This window comes from Leptotrichia sp. HSP-342 (assembly GCF_041199995.1).
Lineage (GTDB): Bacteria > Fusobacteriota > Fusobacteriia > Fusobacteriales > Leptotrichiaceae > Leptotrichia > Leptotrichia mesophila.
In genome coordinates this window covers 97,819-116,986 of record NZ_CP165646.1, presented here as the reverse complement: position 1 = coordinate 116,986, position 19,168 = coordinate 97,819, and the positions used below count along the sequence as shown (strand labels likewise).

General features: G+C 29.4%; 15 protein-coding genes. 4 read left to right on the top strand and 11 right to left on the bottom strand.

The genetic code is table 11. From position 1 onward, the window contains the following. Positions 1 to 65 precede the first annotated feature (65 nt). From murB to AB8B23_RS00455, 8 genes are all read right to left on the bottom strand, one after another. On the bottom strand, positions 66 to 920 hold the full coding sequence (gene murB / locus AB8B23_RS00490) for a UDP-N-acetylmuramate dehydrogenase (RefSeq protein WP_369712993.1): 855 nt from the start codon (positions 918 to 920) through the stop codon (positions 66 to 68). Positions 921 to 1,224: 304 nt separating this feature from the next. Beyond that, positions 1,225 to 2,586, bottom strand: coding sequence for a UDP-N-acetylmuramate--L-alanine ligase (gene murC / locus AB8B23_RS00485; protein ID WP_369712992.1), 1,362 nt, complete (start codon positions 2,584 to 2,586; stop codon positions 1,225 to 1,227). 29 nt (positions 2,587 to 2,615) lie between these two features. After that, positions 2,616 to 3,668: an undecaprenyldiphospho-muramoylpentapeptide beta-N-acetylglucosaminyltransferase gene (gene murG / locus AB8B23_RS00480; protein WP_369712990.1), complete on the bottom strand. Its 1,053-nt coding sequence runs from the start codon at positions 3,666 to 3,668 to the stop codon at positions 2,616 to 2,618. A gap of 49 nt (positions 3,669 to 3,717) precedes the next feature. Beyond that, complete coding sequence (locus AB8B23_RS00475) at positions 3,718 to 4,890, bottom strand: FtsW/RodA/SpoVE family cell cycle protein (RefSeq protein WP_369712989.1); 1,173 nt, start codon at positions 4,888 to 4,890, stop codon at positions 3,718 to 3,720. A gap of 40 nt (positions 4,891 to 4,930) precedes the next feature. Continuing rightward, positions 4,931 to 6,310: a UDP-N-acetylmuramoyl-L-alanine--D-glutamate ligase gene (gene murD, locus AB8B23_RS00470; protein ID WP_369713945.1), complete on the bottom strand. Its 1,380-nt coding sequence runs from the start codon at positions 6,308 to 6,310 to the stop codon at positions 4,931 to 4,933. A gap of 450 nt (positions 6,311 to 6,760) precedes the next feature. Further along, positions 6,761 to 7,849 (bottom strand): phospho-N-acetylmuramoyl-pentapeptide-transferase, encoded by a 1,089-nt coding sequence (mraY, locus tag AB8B23_RS00465; RefSeq protein WP_369712988.1) that lies wholly within the window; start codon positions 7,847 to 7,849, stop codon positions 6,761 to 6,763. A 91-nt stretch (positions 7,850 to 7,940) separates the two neighbouring features. Then, entirely contained in the window at positions 7,941 to 9,320 is a 1,380-nt protein-coding gene (locus AB8B23_RS00460; protein ID WP_369712987.1) for a UDP-N-acetylmuramoyl-tripeptide--D-alanyl-D-alanine ligase, read from the bottom strand. Between the two features lie 254 nt (positions 9,321 to 9,574). Beyond that, entirely contained in the window at positions 9,575 to 10,996 is a 1,422-nt protein-coding gene (locus AB8B23_RS00455; RefSeq protein WP_369712986.1) for a glycoside hydrolase family 1 protein, read from the bottom strand. 213 nt (positions 10,997 to 11,209) lie between these two features. On the opposite strand from AB8B23_RS00455, the gene AB8B23_RS00450 reads away from it, so the two are divergent. From AB8B23_RS00450 to AB8B23_RS00435, 4 genes are all read left to right on the top strand, one after another. Continuing rightward, a complete protein-coding gene (locus tag AB8B23_RS00450) occupies positions 11,210 to 12,682 on the top strand; it encodes a hypothetical protein (protein WP_369712985.1) in 1,473 nt (490 codons plus the stop codon). Positions 12,683 to 12,785: 103 nt separating this feature from the next. Further along, positions 12,786 to 13,262 (top strand): phage head-tail adapter protein, encoded by a 477-nt coding sequence (locus tag AB8B23_RS00445; protein ID WP_369712984.1) that lies wholly within the window; start codon positions 12,786 to 12,788, stop codon positions 13,260 to 13,262. An 89-nt stretch (positions 13,263 to 13,351) separates the two neighbouring features. Next, the gene (locus AB8B23_RS00440; protein ID WP_369712983.1) at positions 13,352 to 13,903 is read left to right on the top strand and encodes an ankyrin repeat domain-containing protein; all 552 of its coding nucleotides are present in this window, start codon (positions 13,352 to 13,354) and stop codon (positions 13,901 to 13,903) included. 346 nt (positions 13,904 to 14,249) lie between these two features. Continuing rightward, entirely contained in the window at positions 14,250 to 14,801 is a 552-nt protein-coding gene (locus AB8B23_RS00435) for an ankyrin repeat domain-containing protein (protein ID WP_369712982.1), read from the top strand. Positions 14,802 to 15,275: 474 nt separating this feature from the next. On the opposite strand, the gene AB8B23_RS00430 is transcribed toward AB8B23_RS00435, so the two are convergent. The 3 genes from AB8B23_RS00430 to AB8B23_RS00420 all read right to left on the bottom strand — a co-directional run bounded on the left by AB8B23_RS00430 (position 15,276) and on the right by AB8B23_RS00420 (position 19,045). Next, the gene (locus AB8B23_RS00430) at positions 15,276 to 15,722 is read right to left on the bottom strand and encodes a DUF6314 family protein (protein WP_369712981.1); all 447 of its coding nucleotides are present in this window, start codon (positions 15,720 to 15,722) and stop codon (positions 15,276 to 15,278) included. A gap of 218 nt (positions 15,723 to 15,940) precedes the next feature. Beyond that, positions 15,941 to 17,644: an ABC-ATPase domain-containing protein gene (locus AB8B23_RS00425; RefSeq protein WP_369712980.1), complete on the bottom strand. Its 1,704-nt coding sequence runs from the start codon at positions 17,642 to 17,644 to the stop codon at positions 15,941 to 15,943. Positions 17,645 to 17,821: 177 nt separating this feature from the next. Next, the gene (locus tag AB8B23_RS00420; RefSeq protein WP_369712979.1) at positions 17,822 to 19,045 is read right to left on the bottom strand and encodes an NADH:flavin oxidoreductase/NADH oxidase family protein; all 1,224 of its coding nucleotides are present in this window, start codon (positions 19,043 to 19,045) and stop codon (positions 17,822 to 17,824) included. Between the last annotated feature and the right edge of the window lie 123 nt (positions 19,046 to 19,168).

The following is a 19,168-nucleotide window of genomic DNA, read 5'->3' as shown; positions in this document are numbered from 1 at the left end:
AAACTTAAAAATTATAGATATTATTCTAAAATTCTTTATCTATACATTTTTTAAATAAATTATTATTAATTTTTTAAAATTATAATTTCTGTTTCTAATTTTACTCCAAATTTTTCAAAAACTACTTCCTTTACGTGTTCAATAACTGAAATTATATCATTAAATGTTGCATTTCCCAAGTTTGTAACAAAATTTGGATGTTTTGGCGAAATTTCTACATCTCCAACTCTATATCCCTTTAAACCAGCATCTGAAATTAATTTTGCCGCAAATGTACCTTCTGGATTTTTAAATGTACTTCCTAAATTTGGTAAATCTAATGGATGTTTCACTTTTCTTTGTTCTCTTTTATCCTCTGAAGCAGCTTTGTCAAACCCAAACCCAAATTTGAAAAGAGCAGAAATTACAATCCATTTATTTTCTTTTATTTCAGTGGTTCTATATTTAAAGTTCAAGTCTGTTGTCTTAATTTTTACAATTTCTCCATCATTTTTACAAACTTCCACTTCTTCAATGCAGTCAAAAATCTCTGTTCCATAAGCACCGCCATTCATATTCACAAGTCCACCAACAGATCCTGGAATGCCAGTAATATTTTCTAGCCCTGAATAATCATTTTTTTCCATAAAATCTATCAAATCATCCAAGTCCAATCCAGCTTCCACTCTTACCAAATCATAGTCACCTTTTTTTTCTTCAATTACTATTTTTTTTAATCTTTTTAATGATAAAAAGTTTATATCTAAATTTCCATCATTAATAAGAGTGTTTGTTCCATTTCCTAAAAGAAAAATATTATTTCTAGTTTGTAAAACTTCCTTTAATTCATTTTTATCATCTATGAAAATAAGCTCTTTTGCAGTTCCGCCAACTTTCATATTTGAATATTCCTTCATCTTGGCATTTTTTATTATTTCCATTCTTATTTCATTCTCACTTTCTACGAATCTTTATATAAGCATTATTATATTAAATATTTTCTTAATTAATAAATATTTTTGATTTTCTCTATTTCAGATTTATTTTAAGTAGGGAAATCAAACGCCATTTCCCTTCATCCACGCTTGACGCAAAACTTTTTTATAAAAGAAAAATAGAACTCGCTTTTGAATAAGAGTTATTTTAATAACAAGTAAATAAATTCAATTTAAAATATATTTCAAAAGCTCAAACAACTATTTTTTCTAACGAAATTTTGCTTGAAAAAACATACTTTATTCTATACTAACTATCAATTTCCATCTTTTTCAAATCATTTGCAATCTCATGAGCCACTCTCGAAACGCTTCCAGCTCCCATAAACACATATGTATTTCCGTTATTTCTATCATTTTTTATAAGGCTTTCTATTTCTTCCTGAGTTTGCACTCTGACATTTCCTCCAATTTTTTCTGCGAGCAATTCTGAACTTACGCCGTAAGTATTGTCTTCGCTTGCCGCATAAATTGGAAGCAGAATCAAGTCGTCAGTATCTTTTAATGAATTTACAAAATCATCAAAGAAAAACTTTGTACGGCTGTATCGGTGAGGCTGAAAAATTACAGTTACTTTGCCTTTTTCAGTATTATGTGCCGCATTAATTGTTACTTTTACTTCTGTTGGATGATGTGCATAATCATCAATTATTCTCAAATTATTGTCATAAATAACTTGGTATCTTCTATTTGCACCTTTAAATTTAAAGATTCTCTCTTTTACTTTTTTCATATTACATTTGAACTCGTGAGCAAAGTAAATCACTGGAAGTGAATTTGCAACATTATGATCTCCAGGAATACTCAAACTAAATGTTCCTAAATCCTCACCTTTTTTTATAACTTCAAAACTTGTTATTCCATCTTCTACTCTTATATTTTTAGCATAAATATCAGCTGTTTCATCTTTTATGCTATACCACACTACATTTTTATTTTTTATATTAAGACCGACTTTTTCAACTGTATCTTTACAAAGTATGGCTATTTTTTCTGTACTATCAATAAACTGTTCAAATGATTTCTTTATATTTTCAAAAGTTCCGTGATGATCCAAGTGATCAGCTTCGATATTTGTTACAACAGAATATTTGGGTTTTATGTACAAAAATGAATTGTCACTTTCATCAGCTTCGGCAATAAAATATTCTGAATTACCAATCTGGCTGTTACTGCTTATTTCTGGAATAATTCCCCCAACTACTATAAATGGCTCCTTTTCTAAAAGTGCCACACTCATCATTGAGCTTGTGGTAGTTTTTCCATGAGTTCCTGCCACAGCAATTCCATCAAATCTATTCATTATTTCAGCAAGCAATTCTCCCCTTTTGACTTTTTTTATATTATTATCTACAATATATTTATATTCAGGGTTTGTTTCCTTAATCGCTGTTGAATATACAAACAAATCTATTCCTTTATCTTTCACATTTTCTTCTATTTGTCCGATATAAACTTTTATTCCCATATCTTCCATATCTTGTGTTACAGACTTTCTTTCCAAATCTGAACCTGCCACATTAAATCCATCTGCTGCCAAAATTTTTGCAAGTCCACTCATTCCAATTCCGTTTATTCCGCTAAAGTATACATTATTCACTTTTGTTAGCATAATTTCCTCCAAATTTTCTTTTCCTTAATTTATTTAATTCCCATTTCATTTACTATTATTTCTGCTGAATTACCTTTTTTCAATGTTTTTACATTTTCACTCATAAATTCCAGCATTGAGGCCTGACGCACTATTGATAATGTTTCGTCTATTGCTTTTTCTACAGTTTCATTTGTAAATATTTTTGCACCATTTACATACTCCAGTACATCTGCATTTTCTTTTTGTCCAACAAAATCGTATGGAATCAATACTGACGGTTTTTCAAGCTGAATAAGTTCAGAAATTGTAGAAGCTCCAGCACGGCAGATTACAATATCAGAAGCTGCCATGAGCTCTGGAACATTTTCAAAATATGGCTCAACTACTGCTGTTCCAAAATCTCTTATTCTATAAGTCGATGCTTCATAATTATCTTTTCCAGTTGCCCAGAACAATCGTATTCTTCCATCTTCTGTTATTGTTTTCCATTTTTTCACAATAGCTTCATTTATATTCTTAGCTCCAAGACTTCCACCTATAACAAGAATAACTCTTTCATCATCTTTTATTCCAAGTTTTTGCCTTTCTTCCCGCTTATTTTTCCCATAAAACTCTTCTCTTAACGGATTTCCAGTCACAACAAATTTACTTTTATATTTTTCCTTAATACTTTCAAGCGTATTTTCAAAAGCAATAAATACCTTCTTTGCACCTTTATAAAACCATTTGTTAGCCTGCCCCATGGTATGATTCTGCTCTTGCAAATAATACGGTATTCGTAACACATTAGCCGCTATTAGCACTGGTATTGTTATATAATTTCCAAATGCTATAATTTTTGTAGGTTTTTCTTTTTTTAACAATTTTATTGCACTTATTGTTGCCGTTATCATTTTAATTACTGATTTAACACTTCTTAATGGCAACACATCAAGTCCTATAAATCTAAAATTTTCATTTGGAACAATATCTTTTTCCATTCTATGTTTTGTTCCAATAAATAATGTATCTATACCTTTTTCTCTAACTTTTTTTGCGATTGACAAGGCTGGATAGATATGTCCGCCTGTTCCTCCTGTAGTAAATACTACTTTTTCCATTGTTTATTATTCCTCTCATTTTTCAATTTATTTTTAAAGCTTTGCAAAACTACATCAAATAGTCAACTTCATTCAGCTCATCCAGACTATCTCCCATTTCCTGCTTGTACAATGCCCTTATTATGTTATATGCTATTCCAAGTGCTGTCATTGCTGTAATTATGGAACTTCCACCATAGCTCATTATTGGAAGCGGAATTCCTGTAGAAGGAATTGCTCCACTTACAACTGCTATATTTCCAATTATCTGAGTAGCAAACATTACAAAAATCCCCACTAAAAGATATTTTGCATAGGCATCCTTTATTTTTTTCAAGGTAACTGCCATTATAACAAGCATAGCCAGGTATAGCCCCATAAGGAACACTACTCCTATAAATCCGTTTTCTTCAGCAAATCCTGAAAAAATATAGTCAGTATGTATTTCTGGCAGAAAATTATATTTCTGAAGCCCATTTCCATAAAATCTTCCACTTAGCTTTCCATTTGCTATTGCAATTAAAGAATGATGTGTCTGATAAACAATACTATCCTTTGAACTGTAGGCCGCTAGCCTGCTTGCCCTATATCCAACCTTTGTTATTGAAAGCCAGCCCCCTATACCTATTAAGGATGTATATACCAATATTACAGAATACTTTATTTCTGAAATAAAAAGATATGTCATTCCAATTATTATGATTTGAGCTGTGCTGCTAAAAGATTTTTCTAGTATGACAAGACCAGCATATATAAAGACTGGCACCATGATTATAAAACTTGATACCCACGGGATTTTCTTTATCCAGTTTATTACTTTTTCACCTTTATTTTTTTTCGCATCTTTACTTTTTAGTATATAAATAATTGTAGAGAGCATGATAATTAATATTATTTTTACAAATTCTGAAGGCTGTATGGATATTGGTCCTATGGAAATCCAACGTGTCGCTCCCTTCGTATTTTTACCCACTATAAGCACCAGCATTAGAAAAAATATACCTATAGCATAGTAATATTTTGTATATTTTTTGTAGTTTCTATAGTTATAATTCGCTGTAAATACAAATCCTACGCCACCTGCAACTAGCCATCCTGCCTGAAAAGCCAGATAATGATAGCTGTTCCCATATTCACTCTGAGACTTAGGGAAACTCAGACTTGCCATCGTTATAAGGCTAAGTGCTGAAAGAATTAAAATTATTATTATAAAACTTGTTCCCAATATTTTTTTACTATTCAATTTTTTCTCCTAAATTACATTTTTTCTAAAAAAATAAAAATTATTTTCCTATAATTTTTTGTGTCAATTCCTTAAAAACTTTTCCTCTATGTTCAAAACTCTTAAATTGACAAAAACTCGATGTTGCAGGTGAAAACAGTACTGTCTGATTTTGTGAGAAATCTACATTTTGCTTCAAGTAATTTAGTACATTTTCAACTGTTTCCAAATTTTTATAATTTTTATATCCAATCTTTTCCATATCGTCAATCAAAATCTGAGCATTATCCCCAATTAGATAAACAAAATCAACTTTCTCCTTAATTCTTTCAATCAAAGGCATATTATCAATTTTCTTATCATCTCCACCGAGAATCATAATAATCGAATTATTAAAAGAATCAATCGCCTTTAATGTCGATTCTACATTTGTTCCCTTAGAATCATTAATAAACGTTGTATTTTCTTTCACAAAAAAGTTTTCAAGCCTATGTTCAAGAGCGTTCGTTGATTTTAAAAATTCAGCTAATTTTTCATTTTTTACATTTAATATTTTTGCTGAACTTATCAAAAATAACATATTTTCCAAATTATGTCTACCTTTTAATGACAATTCTTCAGTTTTTAACAAAATTTCTGAAATTTCATCAATTTTTTCACCAAAATTCTGAATTTCATCAACCCGTTTACTCAAATCCTTCATTATACGAATATTATTTTCATAAACAAAAACTGTCCCTTTTGTTTCTTTACTCAAATATACTTTTTGAGCCTTTATTTTCTCCTTTATCTCATTTCTTTCATACAGTTCTGCAAAAACTTCATCATCCAGATTAATCAATGCAAAGTCATCATCTGTCTGCTTATCAAAAATCGCAAACTTTGTAATATAATAATCTTCTACCGAATCATATCGTGTCAAATGATCTGGAGTTAAATTGATTATTCCAGCGATATTTGAATGAATTTGCGGATTATTTTCCAATTGGTAGCTGCTAAGCTCCAGTACAATATAATCAAGCTCTTCTTCATCAGCCACCAGTTTTGCAAATGAAAAACCTGCATTTCCGGCAAGTTTTGCACGAAACCCAGCAAAATTAAGTAATTCTGCCATTTTAGTAGATGTAGTAGTTTTTCCGTTTGTCCCAGTAAACGAAATAATTTTTATATTTTTATCCACATATTTATAAGCCAAATCAATTTCTGAAATAATCTTAACACCTTTTTCCTTGGCAACTTTCAAAAGTTCTGCCTTCCATGGAATCCCAGGACTTTTTACTATAAATTCAACTTTTTCCTCATTCAAAAGCCTTATTCCCTCTGCCGATGGTGTTGCAGCCTTATCATCTATCAAATACACTTCATATCCATTTTTTTCTAGCAATTCCTTAGCACCAAGCCCACTTAACCCAGCACCAAATACAATTCCCTTTTTATCCATGTGATTTTTTCCTCTCTTTAATTTATACAATTTCATAAATGTTAATTACTCCTAAGTATTTAACTAAACAGTTTTTCTATTTTACAAATGTTTATTAATAACTTTTTTATTATTTATATATTTTAATTTTTTTAACGTAAGGGCATCAAACGCCATGCCCTTACATCCCCGCTTAACGCAAAACTTTCTTATAAAAGAAAAATAGAACTCGCTTTTAAATACAGGCTATTTCAATATAAATAATTTTATTTAATTCAAAGTTTAATTCAAAAGCTCAAACAGCTATTTTTCTTCCAACGAAATTTTGCTTTGTAATATTCTGTTCTCCTTTGCATTGAAATAAAAAATAATATTTATTAACAATAATTTACTTTTGTAAAAAAATTACTTAGTTAAATACTCAAAGATAAAATTCAAATTAGTTTGCAGGGGAAAAATCCCCCGCTTTATTTATCTTAATTTCAAAATTACAAATGTTAATAGACATGTCATTATTGAAACAATCCAAAATCTTATTGTAACTTTTGTTTCAGGCAATCCTAGCAGTTCAAAGTGGTGATGTATTGGTGCCATTTTGAACACCCGTTTTCCAAAAGTTTTAAAGTGCCAGACTTGAATCATAACTGACAAGGCTTCCATAATAAATATAAATCCAGCAATCGGCAATAACAGCTCTTGCTTTATAAAAATAACAATAATTCCTAAAATTCCACCCAATGTTAAAGAACCTGTATCTCCCATAAACACTTGTGCTGGATAGAAATTATACCATAAGAAACCGATTAAAGCTCCGATTACTGAGGCTAAATAAACTATCATTTCAGCTGCCTGCGGAACGTAATAAAGATTTAGGTATTTTGCATATTTTACATTTCCAGTTAAATAAGTAATAATTAAAAGCGTAATACTTACTACAATTGTAGGTCCGCTCACAAGCCCATCCAGTCCATCTGTCAAATTTACCGCATTTGAAGAACCGATTATTACAAATGCCACAAAAATAAAGAACAAGATTGGAGTTATATATAAATATGAATTTTTAATTAACGGATTTATTATTGAAAAATCGATAGTTTTACTTACAAGTCCGAATTTATATACGAATCCAAATGTTAATGCTGTGATTATTAGTTGTCCTAATATTTTTTTCTTCCCAGAAAGCCCTTTTTTGTGCTTTGTCAATTTTAAATAGTCATCATAAAATCCAATTGTTGTAAATAAAATTGTAATTACAAACAAAAACACAACGAATTTATTTGTAAAATTACCAGCGATAGCAGTTGCAAATAAAATTGCACCAATTATTAGAAGTCCTCCCATTGTAGGCGTTCCAGACTTGTCAAAATGTGATTTAGGCCCTTCTTCTCTTGCTGTATCTCCATATTTTTTCTTTTTAAGCCAAGCAATAAACGGTTTTCCTAAAATTAACATAAACAGAAACGCAATCATAAACGCCACAGACGCTCTTAACATTATTGATTTAAAAATACGTAAAACTCTCCAGTTATTGATAAATAACTCTTGCAGTAAATATAACATTCTTTATTATAGAGTTTTTTTACCCAACAATCCATATTTAAACAAATTATACAGTAATAAAAAACTCTTCTCCTTTCTTTGTTTATAATATTTATTTTTCTATGATTTCTTCTAATCTCATTCCTCGTGATGCTTTTAACAGCACTGCCTTTTGTTCAGAAATCTGTCTTATTTTTTCTTTTATTTCTTCTTTTTCATCAAAATGTCCAAATTCCTTGTTTTTTAAATTTTCATTGTCCACATTTTCCTTTATTTTTTCGAATAGGCTTCTCATCCTTTCTCCAAATAAATAAAGTTTGTCAAATTTTGTATTTTTTATTGTATTAAAAAGATTACTATGAAGTTCCAGTTCATTTTCTCCTAGTTCCAGCATATCTCCTAGAACCATTATTTTCAGTCTGTCGTTATATATTTGGGAAAATGTTTCAAGTGATTTCTCCATAGACATTGGACTTGCATTATAGGCATCGTTAATATATGTTGTATCGCCGTTTTCAATTATTTGAAACCGCATTCCAGTCAAGCCAATATTTTTCACAGCTTCACTGATTATTTTATCTTCCATTCCGAATTGTTTAGCCACAGCGATTGCCATAACTAAGTTTAATACATTATGTTCTCCTAGAACATTCGTCTTATAATTTCTCTCAACTGTACTTTGGCAAATTTTTCCAAAATATTTCAGAAAAAAATCAGTTCCATTTTCGTTAAAATGAACGTCCCCATAATAAAAATCAGACGTCTTCTCCCTAAACTCATTATTTCCTAGATTCAAAGCCTTTACAACTTCAATATTTTCAGCTTTTACATTTTTTAAATATTCATCATCTCCATTGATTACAAGTGTATTTTTAATATAAGGAATAATCTCCTTTTTTGCCAAAAATACATTTTCCTTCGTTTTCAGAAATTCCAGATGTGATTCACCAATGTTGGTAATAACATTAATATCAGGCAGTGCAATCTGTCCCAGCAGATCAATTTCCCCAAAGCCGCTCATTCCCATTTCCAAAATAATAAATTTGTCATCTTCTTCAGCACGCAACAAAGTGAAGGGCAATCCAATATGATTATTGTAATTCCCTTCAGTCTTTTTTCCTTTATATTTTTGTGAAAGCAAATGGTAAATCATGTCCTTTACAGTGGTTTTCCCATTACTTCCTGTAATTCCAATTACTTTTATATCTAAATTTTTTCGCCATTCCCTAGCAAAATTTTGTAAAAATTCAATACTGTCATTTACAAAAAATGCACGATTAGGATATTTTTCATCTATTTTTAAAGTTTTACTGTCGTAAACAGCAAAAGCACCTTTTTCCAACGCTTCATTAACAAAATTGTTCCCACCTCTAATGGCAATAAAAACATCATTTTTATCAATTTCTTTCGAATTAATCGAAATATTATTTATCTCAAAATCTGATATTTTTTGCTTATTAAAGAAGCTTTGAAACACTTCAGCTTTATTCATAAAATTTCTCCAGATTCCTATCTAATTTAATACTTTTTTCACAATTATTCGCATTATAAAATTATATCATTTGAAGAGCATTTTTTCAATATATTTTTATTTTTTTTTCAAATTTTTCTAAAAGAATTTATCTTATGCACAAATCCGCTTAGAGTCAAGCTGGAAAAATTATATAAACCTAAAATTTCAGCAAAATAACCTCAATTTTTAAGTATATTTTTAAAGTAATTTTACCATAAGTATCTAAATATTTATTAATTTTTTTTAATATCCCAACCATCAATTTCGTTAGTTTCAGAAACTTTCTTTATCCAGTATCCTGATTTTTTTATCGTTTTTATTTGTGTTGGCAAATCTACCGAGATAAATCCGTATCTATTCTTGTAGGCATTTGTCCAAGACCAGCAGTCTATCGGTGTCCAAGTGTGATAGCCAAAACAGTTTGAGCCTTCTTCTATTGCTCTATGAAGATGTGTCAGATGTTCCCTAAAAAAATCTATTCTGTAATCATCTTCAATTATCCCCTCTTCATTTTTAAATTTTTCTTCTCCTTCAACTCCCATTCCATTTTCTGAAATAAACCATTTTATATTTTTATAGTTATCCTGAATATTTTTAGCAATATCATAAATTGCCTGTGGATAAATTTCCCATCCTCTGTAAATATTCATTCTTTTCCCCGGCATATCATAATTTTCAAAATATTTATCAGGCAACCAGCCATTTTTAGAAATATCAAATTCTGTTTCTCGAGCCTTTATTCTTCTTGGCTGATAATAATTCACTCCTAAAAAGTCAACTGTATTTTCTGCAATAATTTTTAGTTCCTCTTCTGTACTTTCCCACAAGGCTCCGTCCTTTTCCAGTATTTCTATCAATAATTCAGGAAATTTACCATAAATCGCAGGATCAAGAAATGAATTGTTAAAAAAAGCATCTGATATTTTGGCAGCTTTTATGTCCTCTTCATTTTCACTCCTTGGATACGATGGCGTTAAATTCAAAATTATTCCTATTTCCCCATCTTTTTTCAGCAGCTCTGTTTTTCTAAATTCTTCAATTGCCTTTGCTGAAGCGAGTGCTGTATTATATAAAACCTGCATAGCTTTTTTCACATCTACAATAAGCGGATAATGGAATTGATACATGTACTGTGCTTCCACAGGCACTATCGGCTCATTAAAAGTCGTCCAGTATTTCACCTTATCCCCAAACAGCTCAAATGCTTTTCTGGCATATTTTACAAACAATTCAACCACATGCTTTGATTCCCAGCCACCATATTTTTCCTGCAATTCTATTGGCATATCAAAATGGAACAAGTTCATTACAAGAGTAATCCCATTTTTCTCAAATTCCTCTATAACCTCTGTATAAAATCTCACTCCATCCTCATCAACTTCCCCAGTTTCAAAATTCTTTATGAGCCGTGTCCATTGAATCGATGTTCTTAGTGAATTAAGCCCTATTTCCTTATACAATTTTATATCTTCCCTAAAGCTGTTATAAAAATTTGAAGCCACATCAGGCCCTACACCACCAAAAAACGCCTTCTTATCCGTATCAAACCAGTAATCAAATATATTTCTATTCTTTTTATTAAATCTTCCTTCACTCTGCGGTCCAGAAGTAGCCGATCCCCACCAAAAATTATCTGGAAATTTCAAGTTTGCCATACAATATCCCTCCATCTATCTAATTATCCGTATTTTTCTCTTATTTTCAATATTATTATATTTCCATTTTTAATAAAAAGCAACCTCTATTTCAAAAAGATATATATTTTAAGCTATAATAACTATTCCTTATTCTATAATGAATATATAGAAAAAGTAGTACAATATATGCTATAATAACAAAACAAAATTTAATAGCAGGAGAGGTAACTTATGAAAGAACTATTTAAAAGTAAAATAGAAATTATCGAATTTTTCAAAAAATTTTTTATACAAAAAAGAAAAAAAGAACTGGAAAATGAACCAAAATTATTAAATGAACTAAATAAAAAATCAACCTTGCTAAATAATCAGCTAAAATTAAAAAATACAAATAAAACTAAAATAAATAAGCAATTGGAAAAAATTCAAAATATAAAAAATGGCAAAATACAAATTATAAATGTAAATAGATATGTTTTAAGGTTTCTGCTAATAGTCCTATTTTATATTTCATTTTTAAATCTTGCGTTAAATCTAAAAGGATACAACTACTTTATATATGCTTCAGCTGTTATTATAATAATACTATCGTTTTTGTCAATGCTTATAACTTTTATTATTAAAAAGAAAATTTTTACTGCTTATTTTTACGACTATAGTATTAAAAAAATTCTTCCAATGGCTTTAATTTTCTTTGGAGTAGGCTACTTCCTTAATTCTTACAAAAACGAACTTGAAATATTAAATAAAAAATCCATTCTAATAAAAAACGCAGAAATAAATTCAATAGACGAGTTAAAAAACAGCACTCTCGAAATTGTAAACAAAGATGGAAAAACAAAATGGAAAGTAGATAAAAATTTAAAAATTCTTACTTACGAAAACTCTCAAAAGGGAAATATAAATATCACAGATACAGTAATTGACGACAATAACAATGTAAATTTATCTTTTATAAATGAAAAAAATGAAACAATATGGCTAAAAGGAAAGATAATTTATTTCAACTGGGATACCGTAAAAATAAAACTAAAAAATAAAAAAATCATCGAAGGAGAAGTATATGGAAAAATAATTAAGCTGGAAACTGGTGAAACTTTAATATTAAACAATAATTTTGAATTACGGGATGAAAGTAAAAAAATTAGTGATTTTGGTGTGATGGGAACTAGTTTAAATATCAAAAAAATTATAAATAATTTTTTGTTTACATTTTTAATAATTTTTATTTTGATAGAATACGAATACTACAATTTTCCATTTGAAGAAAAAGAAAAAATAGTATCCAAATTAATGCTAAATGAAAAAAATACTCTAACAATAAAAAAATCTGTTTTTTCAATCCTCAGAACAATAAAACTGCTAATGTTTCCAATAGCCTTGATTCAAACGCTACTAATAAGAGATTTTATCTTTAGTCTATTTTTTGACAAAAATCTAAAAAAAGGCTACGACATAATAAACGTCCTCGTATCCTATTTTTCAAAATCATACTTGCTAATTTTTATAATACTCCTGCTCCCAATACTAACAGAGTTATTTAACATTCTAAAATTAATTAAACGCTACATAATATTAAACAAGATAGACAGATTTTCTAACATAAAGAAAAAAAGAAATTATTCTCGAATAATGATTTATAGCAGAAAAAAAAATAACCGCTATCTAAATTCTTTTATAAAAAGAACTTCTAAAAAAGAGTAATTTTACTAAAAATTTTCCTGTATTAAAATCTAAACTAGATTATATAAATAATATAGAAAATATAATTTGAAAATACGAATAAAGTAAAGAAAGGAGATCAACTATGAATAAGTTTTTCAAATTATCATTGTTATTTACTTTTATAGTTGCTATTGGTCTATTTTATAGAAATCGTTTAAACAAGGCAAGAATAAATGTATCCAATTGTCCAAATAATCGCTATATGGCAAACAGAAAAGAATACTACGAAAAAAATTATAAGATTTTTAAAGAAAGGAAAATAAAATTTTATATAGATGATGAAAATGGAAAAATGCGAGAAATTGCTAATCAAGATGAATTTTTTGCTTCATTAAGAGAAGCTAGAGATTATGCTTATGAAATAGTTGGAAAAAAATGGTTCTATACAAAAAGAAAGTTATTTGGAATAGCATTTGGAATTGATAAGGAAGCAAAAATAAAATATATTTCAGTACCAGAAAAAGAAAAGAAAAATATATTAAAAAATATAGACAAGTATCCTGAAAAGAATATAGAAAATAGATGTGTGCTAGTAGAAGTGCTGAAAGGCAATTATTAAGAATACTAGAATAAAAATAAAAACAACTTTAAATTTTAAATATTTTTAAAAACAAAAATGAAGCATTAAAATTAAAAAAGGAGATAAAAATGTCAGAATATACAACAATTTGGGAAGCAGTAAGATTTGGAACATTAAAAGATGTTATAGAAATATTCAAAAAAGGAGATGAAAAAATTGGAGATGCATCAGGAGATAGCATCTTATTTGATGCATTGGCAAATACTAATAGCATTGCACGTTATGAAATTACTAATTTTTTAATAAATAAAGGAGCTGATGTTAAAGTAGTAACAGAAGATGGGATGAGTTTGTTCTTTCCATTATTTTATTACGGACGACGAGATATAATAAAAATGACAATATTGTGTAAAACATTATTGGAAAAAGGGGCAGATATAACAACAATTTATAAGAAAGAGAAAACGGTTTCATTCAAAGGATTATTTAATATCGGCACTCCTGAAATAGAAATGTTACCGTTATACCAACTGATATTTTCTCAACCAGGACTTCCTCTTTTAGTAAAGGATAAATGGGGATTAACAGTAATTGAATTTGCGAGAAGGTTTAATAGACCAATAGCAGTACACATGATGGAAGACTATGTAAAAAAATATAACTTGAAAGAAGAAAATTAAAGTACTTAATAATCATTGTTATAAAAGTATATATTAGAATGGGTGTGTAAAAATTTTTGTGTAAACCTCTAAATAATATATGGTAAAATAACTGTATAATATTTGGAGGTTTTTGTTATGGCTAAAAAGAAATCTGTCTGTTAAAATATAGTTATAGAAATATTTAATAATCTGAACAGAAAAAGTGAAAGTTGCTTATAAATGGAGGTTTAAAGCAAGATGTAGAAAAGAATACAAAACAGTACCATTATTAGAATATAAGCCAGATTATATAAATAATATACAAAATATAATTCAAAAACAACAAATGAAAATACCTATAAAATAATAGGATGGGGATATCAAAATGTCAAAATATAAAACAATATGGGCAGCAGTAAGATTTGGAACATTAAAGGATGTTATAGAAATATTCAAAAAAGGAGATGAAAAAATTGGAGATGCATCAGGAGATAGCATCTTATTTGATGCATTGGCAAATACTAATAGCATTGCACGTTATGAAATTACTAATTTTTTAATAAATAAAGGAGCTGATGTTAAAGCAGTAACAGAAGATGGGATAAGTTTATTTTTCCCGTTATTCTCATATGGTTGGACAGATATAGTAAAAACAACAATATTATGTAAAACATTATTGGAAAAAGGCGCGGATATAACAACAATATATAAGAAAGAGAAAATGGTTTCTTTCAAGGAATTATTTAATATTGGTGCTCCTGAAATGGAAATGTTACCACTATATCAGCTAATATTTTCTCAACCAGGACTTCCTCTTTTAGTAAAGGATAAATGGGGATTAACAGTAATTGAATTTGCCAGAAGATCTAACAGGCCAATAGCAGTGAAAATGATGGAAGATTATGTAAAGAAATATAATTTGAAAGAAGAAAATTAGAATTTTTAGATAACCGTTGTTGTAAAAGATAGCGGTTATTTTTCAGAATTAAGCTACTTTATTTCAATATTTCAAGATCTTTTTACTCCAATTTTCAAGTGAACTAACTATAAATCCATATAATTTTCAAATAAGTATAATATTTAAAAATAGGCTGTGTCTGAAAACTTAAAATCTATATTATTTTTAATATTTTTTTGATTTTAGAATTTGTACAAAGTACCATAAAATCAATATTTATTATTTTTGATTTTAGAAAAATTTGTTAAAAATTCATTATTTTGAGAGTTTTCAGACATGCTCTAATCTAAATTCTAGATTTTAACCCTGTAATTAGTTCAATAACCAAAAACTATATTTTAATTTCTTGTTAAAAATATTTTTAATAAATTAGTTATTTAAATGTTAGTATCAAGTATACTAAATACACTCTGTTTCAACACTTTCCAAAAATTCTGAATTTATATTAAATTTTTATGTTAAGTATGTGTATTCCAAAACTTCATTCTTCTTTTCTCCCTTTACTTTTATCAGCAGACAAATTCTATTATCCAAAATCTTCATTTCTCCATAATATAAATCAGGACTGCACAAATACTCTTTTTTCATCATAAATTCCCCATTACAAAATAGAAATTCAAATATCTTCTCATAATCCCCATTTCGAAACCTATAAAATCCAATACAATCTTCTTTAAATTCCCATAATTTTCTATCATTATACCTAATATCATTATCAAGAATAATTTCTTCAATAAAATACAACCTGTCGTCGCCTTCTCTAACCACAACATTCCCTTTACCAACATAATTCCAGCCTGTTGAAGACCCTTCCAAACTCTTCGCCTGAAACGAAATTCTTCTAACATTTTTCATCATTTCATAAATATCCATCATTCTATCCATACTATCTTTACCCATAATTTCCAACATCTCCTAATAGATTTACTACAATATACCAAAAATAAAATATAAAAATTATAGAAAAAACAAAAAAGACTAAACTCAAAGTTTACTACTCCAAACAAGTCTTTTACTATTTCATTTTAATATCTCTAGTAATCTAAAATTTTTACCTTTTCAAACGTTGCTTTGCAATCCATTCAAATAAATTCTTCCCTTTATCATTTATAAAAAGATTATTTTATTTTCAACTTCCTATATCTATTCACCGCCCCACAAAATTCCTGCTTTCTAGGCAATGCCAAATTTCCTGGATGCCCTGTGTATGAAGAAATCGAGTCAAGCCCTTCCTTTTCAATTTTTTCATAGATCCTGTCAGCCACTTGCGAAAGCGTGAGTTTTTCATCCAGCACTTTATTTTTAAAATAGTCAACCATTAAAGCAATGCAGTTTGTCTGGCTGTCATCCACAAGTTGCTCCATCCCTGAAATATCAATTAATTCTTTTCCATATAGAATGCTGTATTTCCCTTTGGCTTTTGTTTTATCCAGTTTTCCAGATTGTGAAAAACTTTTTTTGAGTGGTATTCGCTGTGTAACTCCTTTAAATTTATCATTTGAAGAAAATTCTCTCTTGTTTTCATCCGATTTTGCAATCTCTTTTGCTTTTTCTGTCACATCTTTTGGAACATATTCATCCATCATTATAACGTGATTTGCCACATCAAAATAATCTCCAGAGCCACCGACAATCAATATCGTAGAAACTCCAAAATCGTCATAAAGTTCCTTTACCCTGTCAATAAACGGTGTTATCGGCTCTTTTTCCTTTGCCACAAGTTTTTGCATTCTTCCGTCACGAATCATAAAATTTGTAGCCGAAGTGTCCTCATCTATTAGAAGTAAAGAAGTCCCATATTCCAGCGCTTCTGCCACATTTGCCGCCTGCGATGTGCTTCCACTCGCATTTTCAGTCGAAAAAGCCTTTGTATCCTTATTTTGTGGCAAGTTATTGATAAATCCGCTTATATTAACCTTTTCCACATTTCTTCCATCTTCCGCACGTATTTTTACCGCATCCGATTCAGAAATTATAAATTCACGCCCATCTTGAGCAATGTGATTGTAAACCCCTCTTTCAAGTGCCGCAAGCAACGTGGATTTACCGTGATAACCTCCACCCACAATTAGCGTAATTCCTTTTGGAATCCCCATTCCACTTACTTCTTTCCCGCTTGGAAGCTTTAATGTAATCTCAAATTTTTCTGGACTTTTAAACTTAACTGCATTTTTCATAGGTCTATCCGAAACTCCACTTTCACGAGGAAGGACAGAATCATTAGCCACAAATGCAACAAGCCCTTTTTCCTTCAACATTTTTCTCGCATATTCCTGATCCAGCACTAGAATTACCTGCTCATTTAACGCTTTTTTATTCAAATTATCATAAATAATGGATTTTTCTACAATTTCAGGCAACTGCTCAAAAATAATCTTCTGTGCAGCTTTTAACATTATCCGTCTACCTCTCGCAGGCATCCCCATTTCAAACCTCACTTCAACTTTATCTCTCTTTATCAGAACTGAAGTTCTTTCCAAAATTTCCTGTCCGCACCTATCAATAAAAATTCTTCCACTTCCTCCAGTTCCCGTACTGTCATTTCCAATTTTCTGAATTTCCCTGTAAAAATTTCTCGTAAGAAAATCCGAAACTGCAATATTCTTATCCTTCGTATCCGTCAGCTCACAAGGAATCCCACAAATTTTCCTATCCATTATAACCCTCATTTTTGAAGGCGGAGCATAAGGATCCGACTGCACATGATCAATCGCAAGAATATACTTTTCAAATTTATATTCCCCTTTAAGTGACTTGTACACCGAATAACTTTTTCCATCCATTGAAAATAATATTTTTTCTAATTCTTTATAATTTTTCATATTTTGTAAACTCACCTTTCCCAGCCTCATATCTTTCTATTCTTATTTTAACACACTTCTCTTTTATTTCCCAAATTCTTTTTTTACTTTAATATAAAAACCCCCCATAGATATATTTATACTATGAGGTTAAAGATTCTGGTAAAATTTAACGACCTTTATTTAATTTAACTAAACTTATCTTCGCCTAGGTTTTAACGCATTCTTTCCATGATACAATATTGTAAATAATAGCGGACTCCAGGCATTTCTATGAATTTTTACAGGTTTATTCTGTGCAAGTCTTCGTATTTGCTGCTCATAATAGCTTAATCCTATAAGACCTCCTAATTTTTTATCCAATCCTTTAAATCCAGTTGTTAATCTTTCTAAAGATACTGAGGAGATATTCCCTTCTTTGATTTCATTAGGCAAATTTGGATATATTACTATGGGTCTTGCAATTCCTATCATGGATATTTTTTCTTTTTTGATAGCTTTTTGCATAGTTTCTACCTTTTTAAAACCTCCTGTAACTACTATAGGCGTATCTATTAACGACAATACTTTTTTAGCATAATCTATAAAAAATACCTTTTCATTATCCCCTCTTTCAGAAAGCATTTTAGAATTTTCATAATTTCCGCCTGATATTTCTATAAGATCTACTCCTATTTCGGACATTTTTTTTATAACAATAATAGACTCCTCTTCTGTAAATCCATTGTTACTAAAATCTGATGAATTTATTTTTAATCCTATCGGAAATTCTTTTCCTACTTTTTCTCTCATTTCATTATATACATCAACTAAAAATCTCATTCTATTTTCTATGCTTCCGCCATATTCATCGTTTCTCACATTATCTGCAGATGATAAAAACTGGCTTATTAAATATCCGTGCGCTCCATGTATTTGAACTCCTGTAAAACCTGATTTTTTAGCAATTTCCGCTGCTTTTCCAAAACGTTTTATCAAATTTTTTATTTCATCTTTTGTAAGTTCCCTTGGCTTTACAAATCCACTTTTCAAATCTCCTTGAATTTCTATCGCACTTGGTGCAACAGATTCTTTTGCTACACTTTTAGGAGCCTGTTTTCCTGGATGGTTTATCTGTATCCATATATGCGTATTATTTTCTTTCCCTGCTTCTGCCCATTTTTTAAGCATTTCCATGTCTCTTTCGTCTATTACTACATTTCCTGGCTCGCCTAAAGCCTGTCTATCTATCATAACATTTCCCGTTATCAGAAGTCCTGTCCCTCCGTTTGCCCATTTTCTATATAAATTCACATGCAACTCATTTGGAGAATTAGTTTTAGAATTTGCCATTCCCTCGCTCATTGCAGATTTTAAAAAACGATTTTTTATAACTGCTCCATTTTTTAATTTTAACGGAGTAAATAATATTTGATTTTCCATATTTATCCTTTCACTTGTTATATTTCACTATACAAGTTTAACATATTTATTTCTATTTTGAGAAACTTTTAGTTATTAAAAGTATCTTTTGACACTTTTGGTACAAAAAAGTTGCATTTTAGT

Bases quoted from the DNA above. Each gene is read 5' to 3' on its own strand.
- mraY (WP_369712988.1), bottom strand. From the start codon at position 7,849: ATGTTATATTTACTGCAAGAGTTATTTATCAATAACTGGAGAGTTTTA.
- murD (WP_369713945.1), bottom strand. From the start codon at position 6,310: ATGGATAAAAAGGGAATTGTATTTGGTGCTGGGTTAAGTGGGCTTGGT.
- AB8B23_RS00420 (WP_369712979.1), bottom strand. From the start codon at position 19,045: ATGGAAAATCAAATATTATTTACTCCGTTAAAATTAAAAAATGGAGCA.
- AB8B23_RS00460 (WP_369712987.1), bottom strand. From the start codon at position 9,320: ATGAATAAAGCTGAAGTGTTTCAAAGCTTCTTTAATAAGCAAAAAATA.
- murG (WP_369712990.1), bottom strand. From the start codon at position 3,668: ATGGAAAAAGTAGTATTTACTACAGGAGGAACAGGCGGACATATCTAT.
- AB8B23_RS00455 (WP_369712986.1), bottom strand. From the start codon at position 10,996: ATGGCAAACTTGAAATTTCCAGATAATTTTTGGTGGGGATCGGCTACT.
- AB8B23_RS00435 (WP_369712982.1), top strand. From the start codon at position 14,250: ATGTCAAAATATAAAACAATATGGGCAGCAGTAAGATTTGGAACATTA.
- AB8B23_RS00445 (WP_369712984.1), top strand. From the start codon at position 12,786: ATGAATAAGTTTTTCAAATTATCATTGTTATTTACTTTTATAGTTGCT.
- murB (WP_369712993.1), bottom strand. From the start codon at position 920: ATGGAAATAATAAAAAATGCCAAGATGAAGGAATATTCAAATATGAAA.
- AB8B23_RS00450 (WP_369712985.1), top strand. From the start codon at position 11,210: ATGAAAGAACTATTTAAAAGTAAAATAGAAATTATCGAATTTTTCAAA.
- AB8B23_RS00425 (WP_369712980.1), bottom strand. From the start codon at position 17,644: ATGAAAAATTATAAAGAATTAGAAAAAATATTATTTTCAATGGATGGA.
- murC (WP_369712992.1), bottom strand. From the start codon at position 2,586: ATGCTAACAAAAGTGAATAATGTATACTTTAGCGGAATAAACGGAATT.
- AB8B23_RS00430 (WP_369712981.1), bottom strand. From the start codon at position 15,722: ATGGGTAAAGATAGTATGGATAGAATGATGGATATTTATGAAATGATG.
- AB8B23_RS00440 (WP_369712983.1), top strand. From the start codon at position 13,352: ATGTCAGAATATACAACAATTTGGGAAGCAGTAAGATTTGGAACATTA.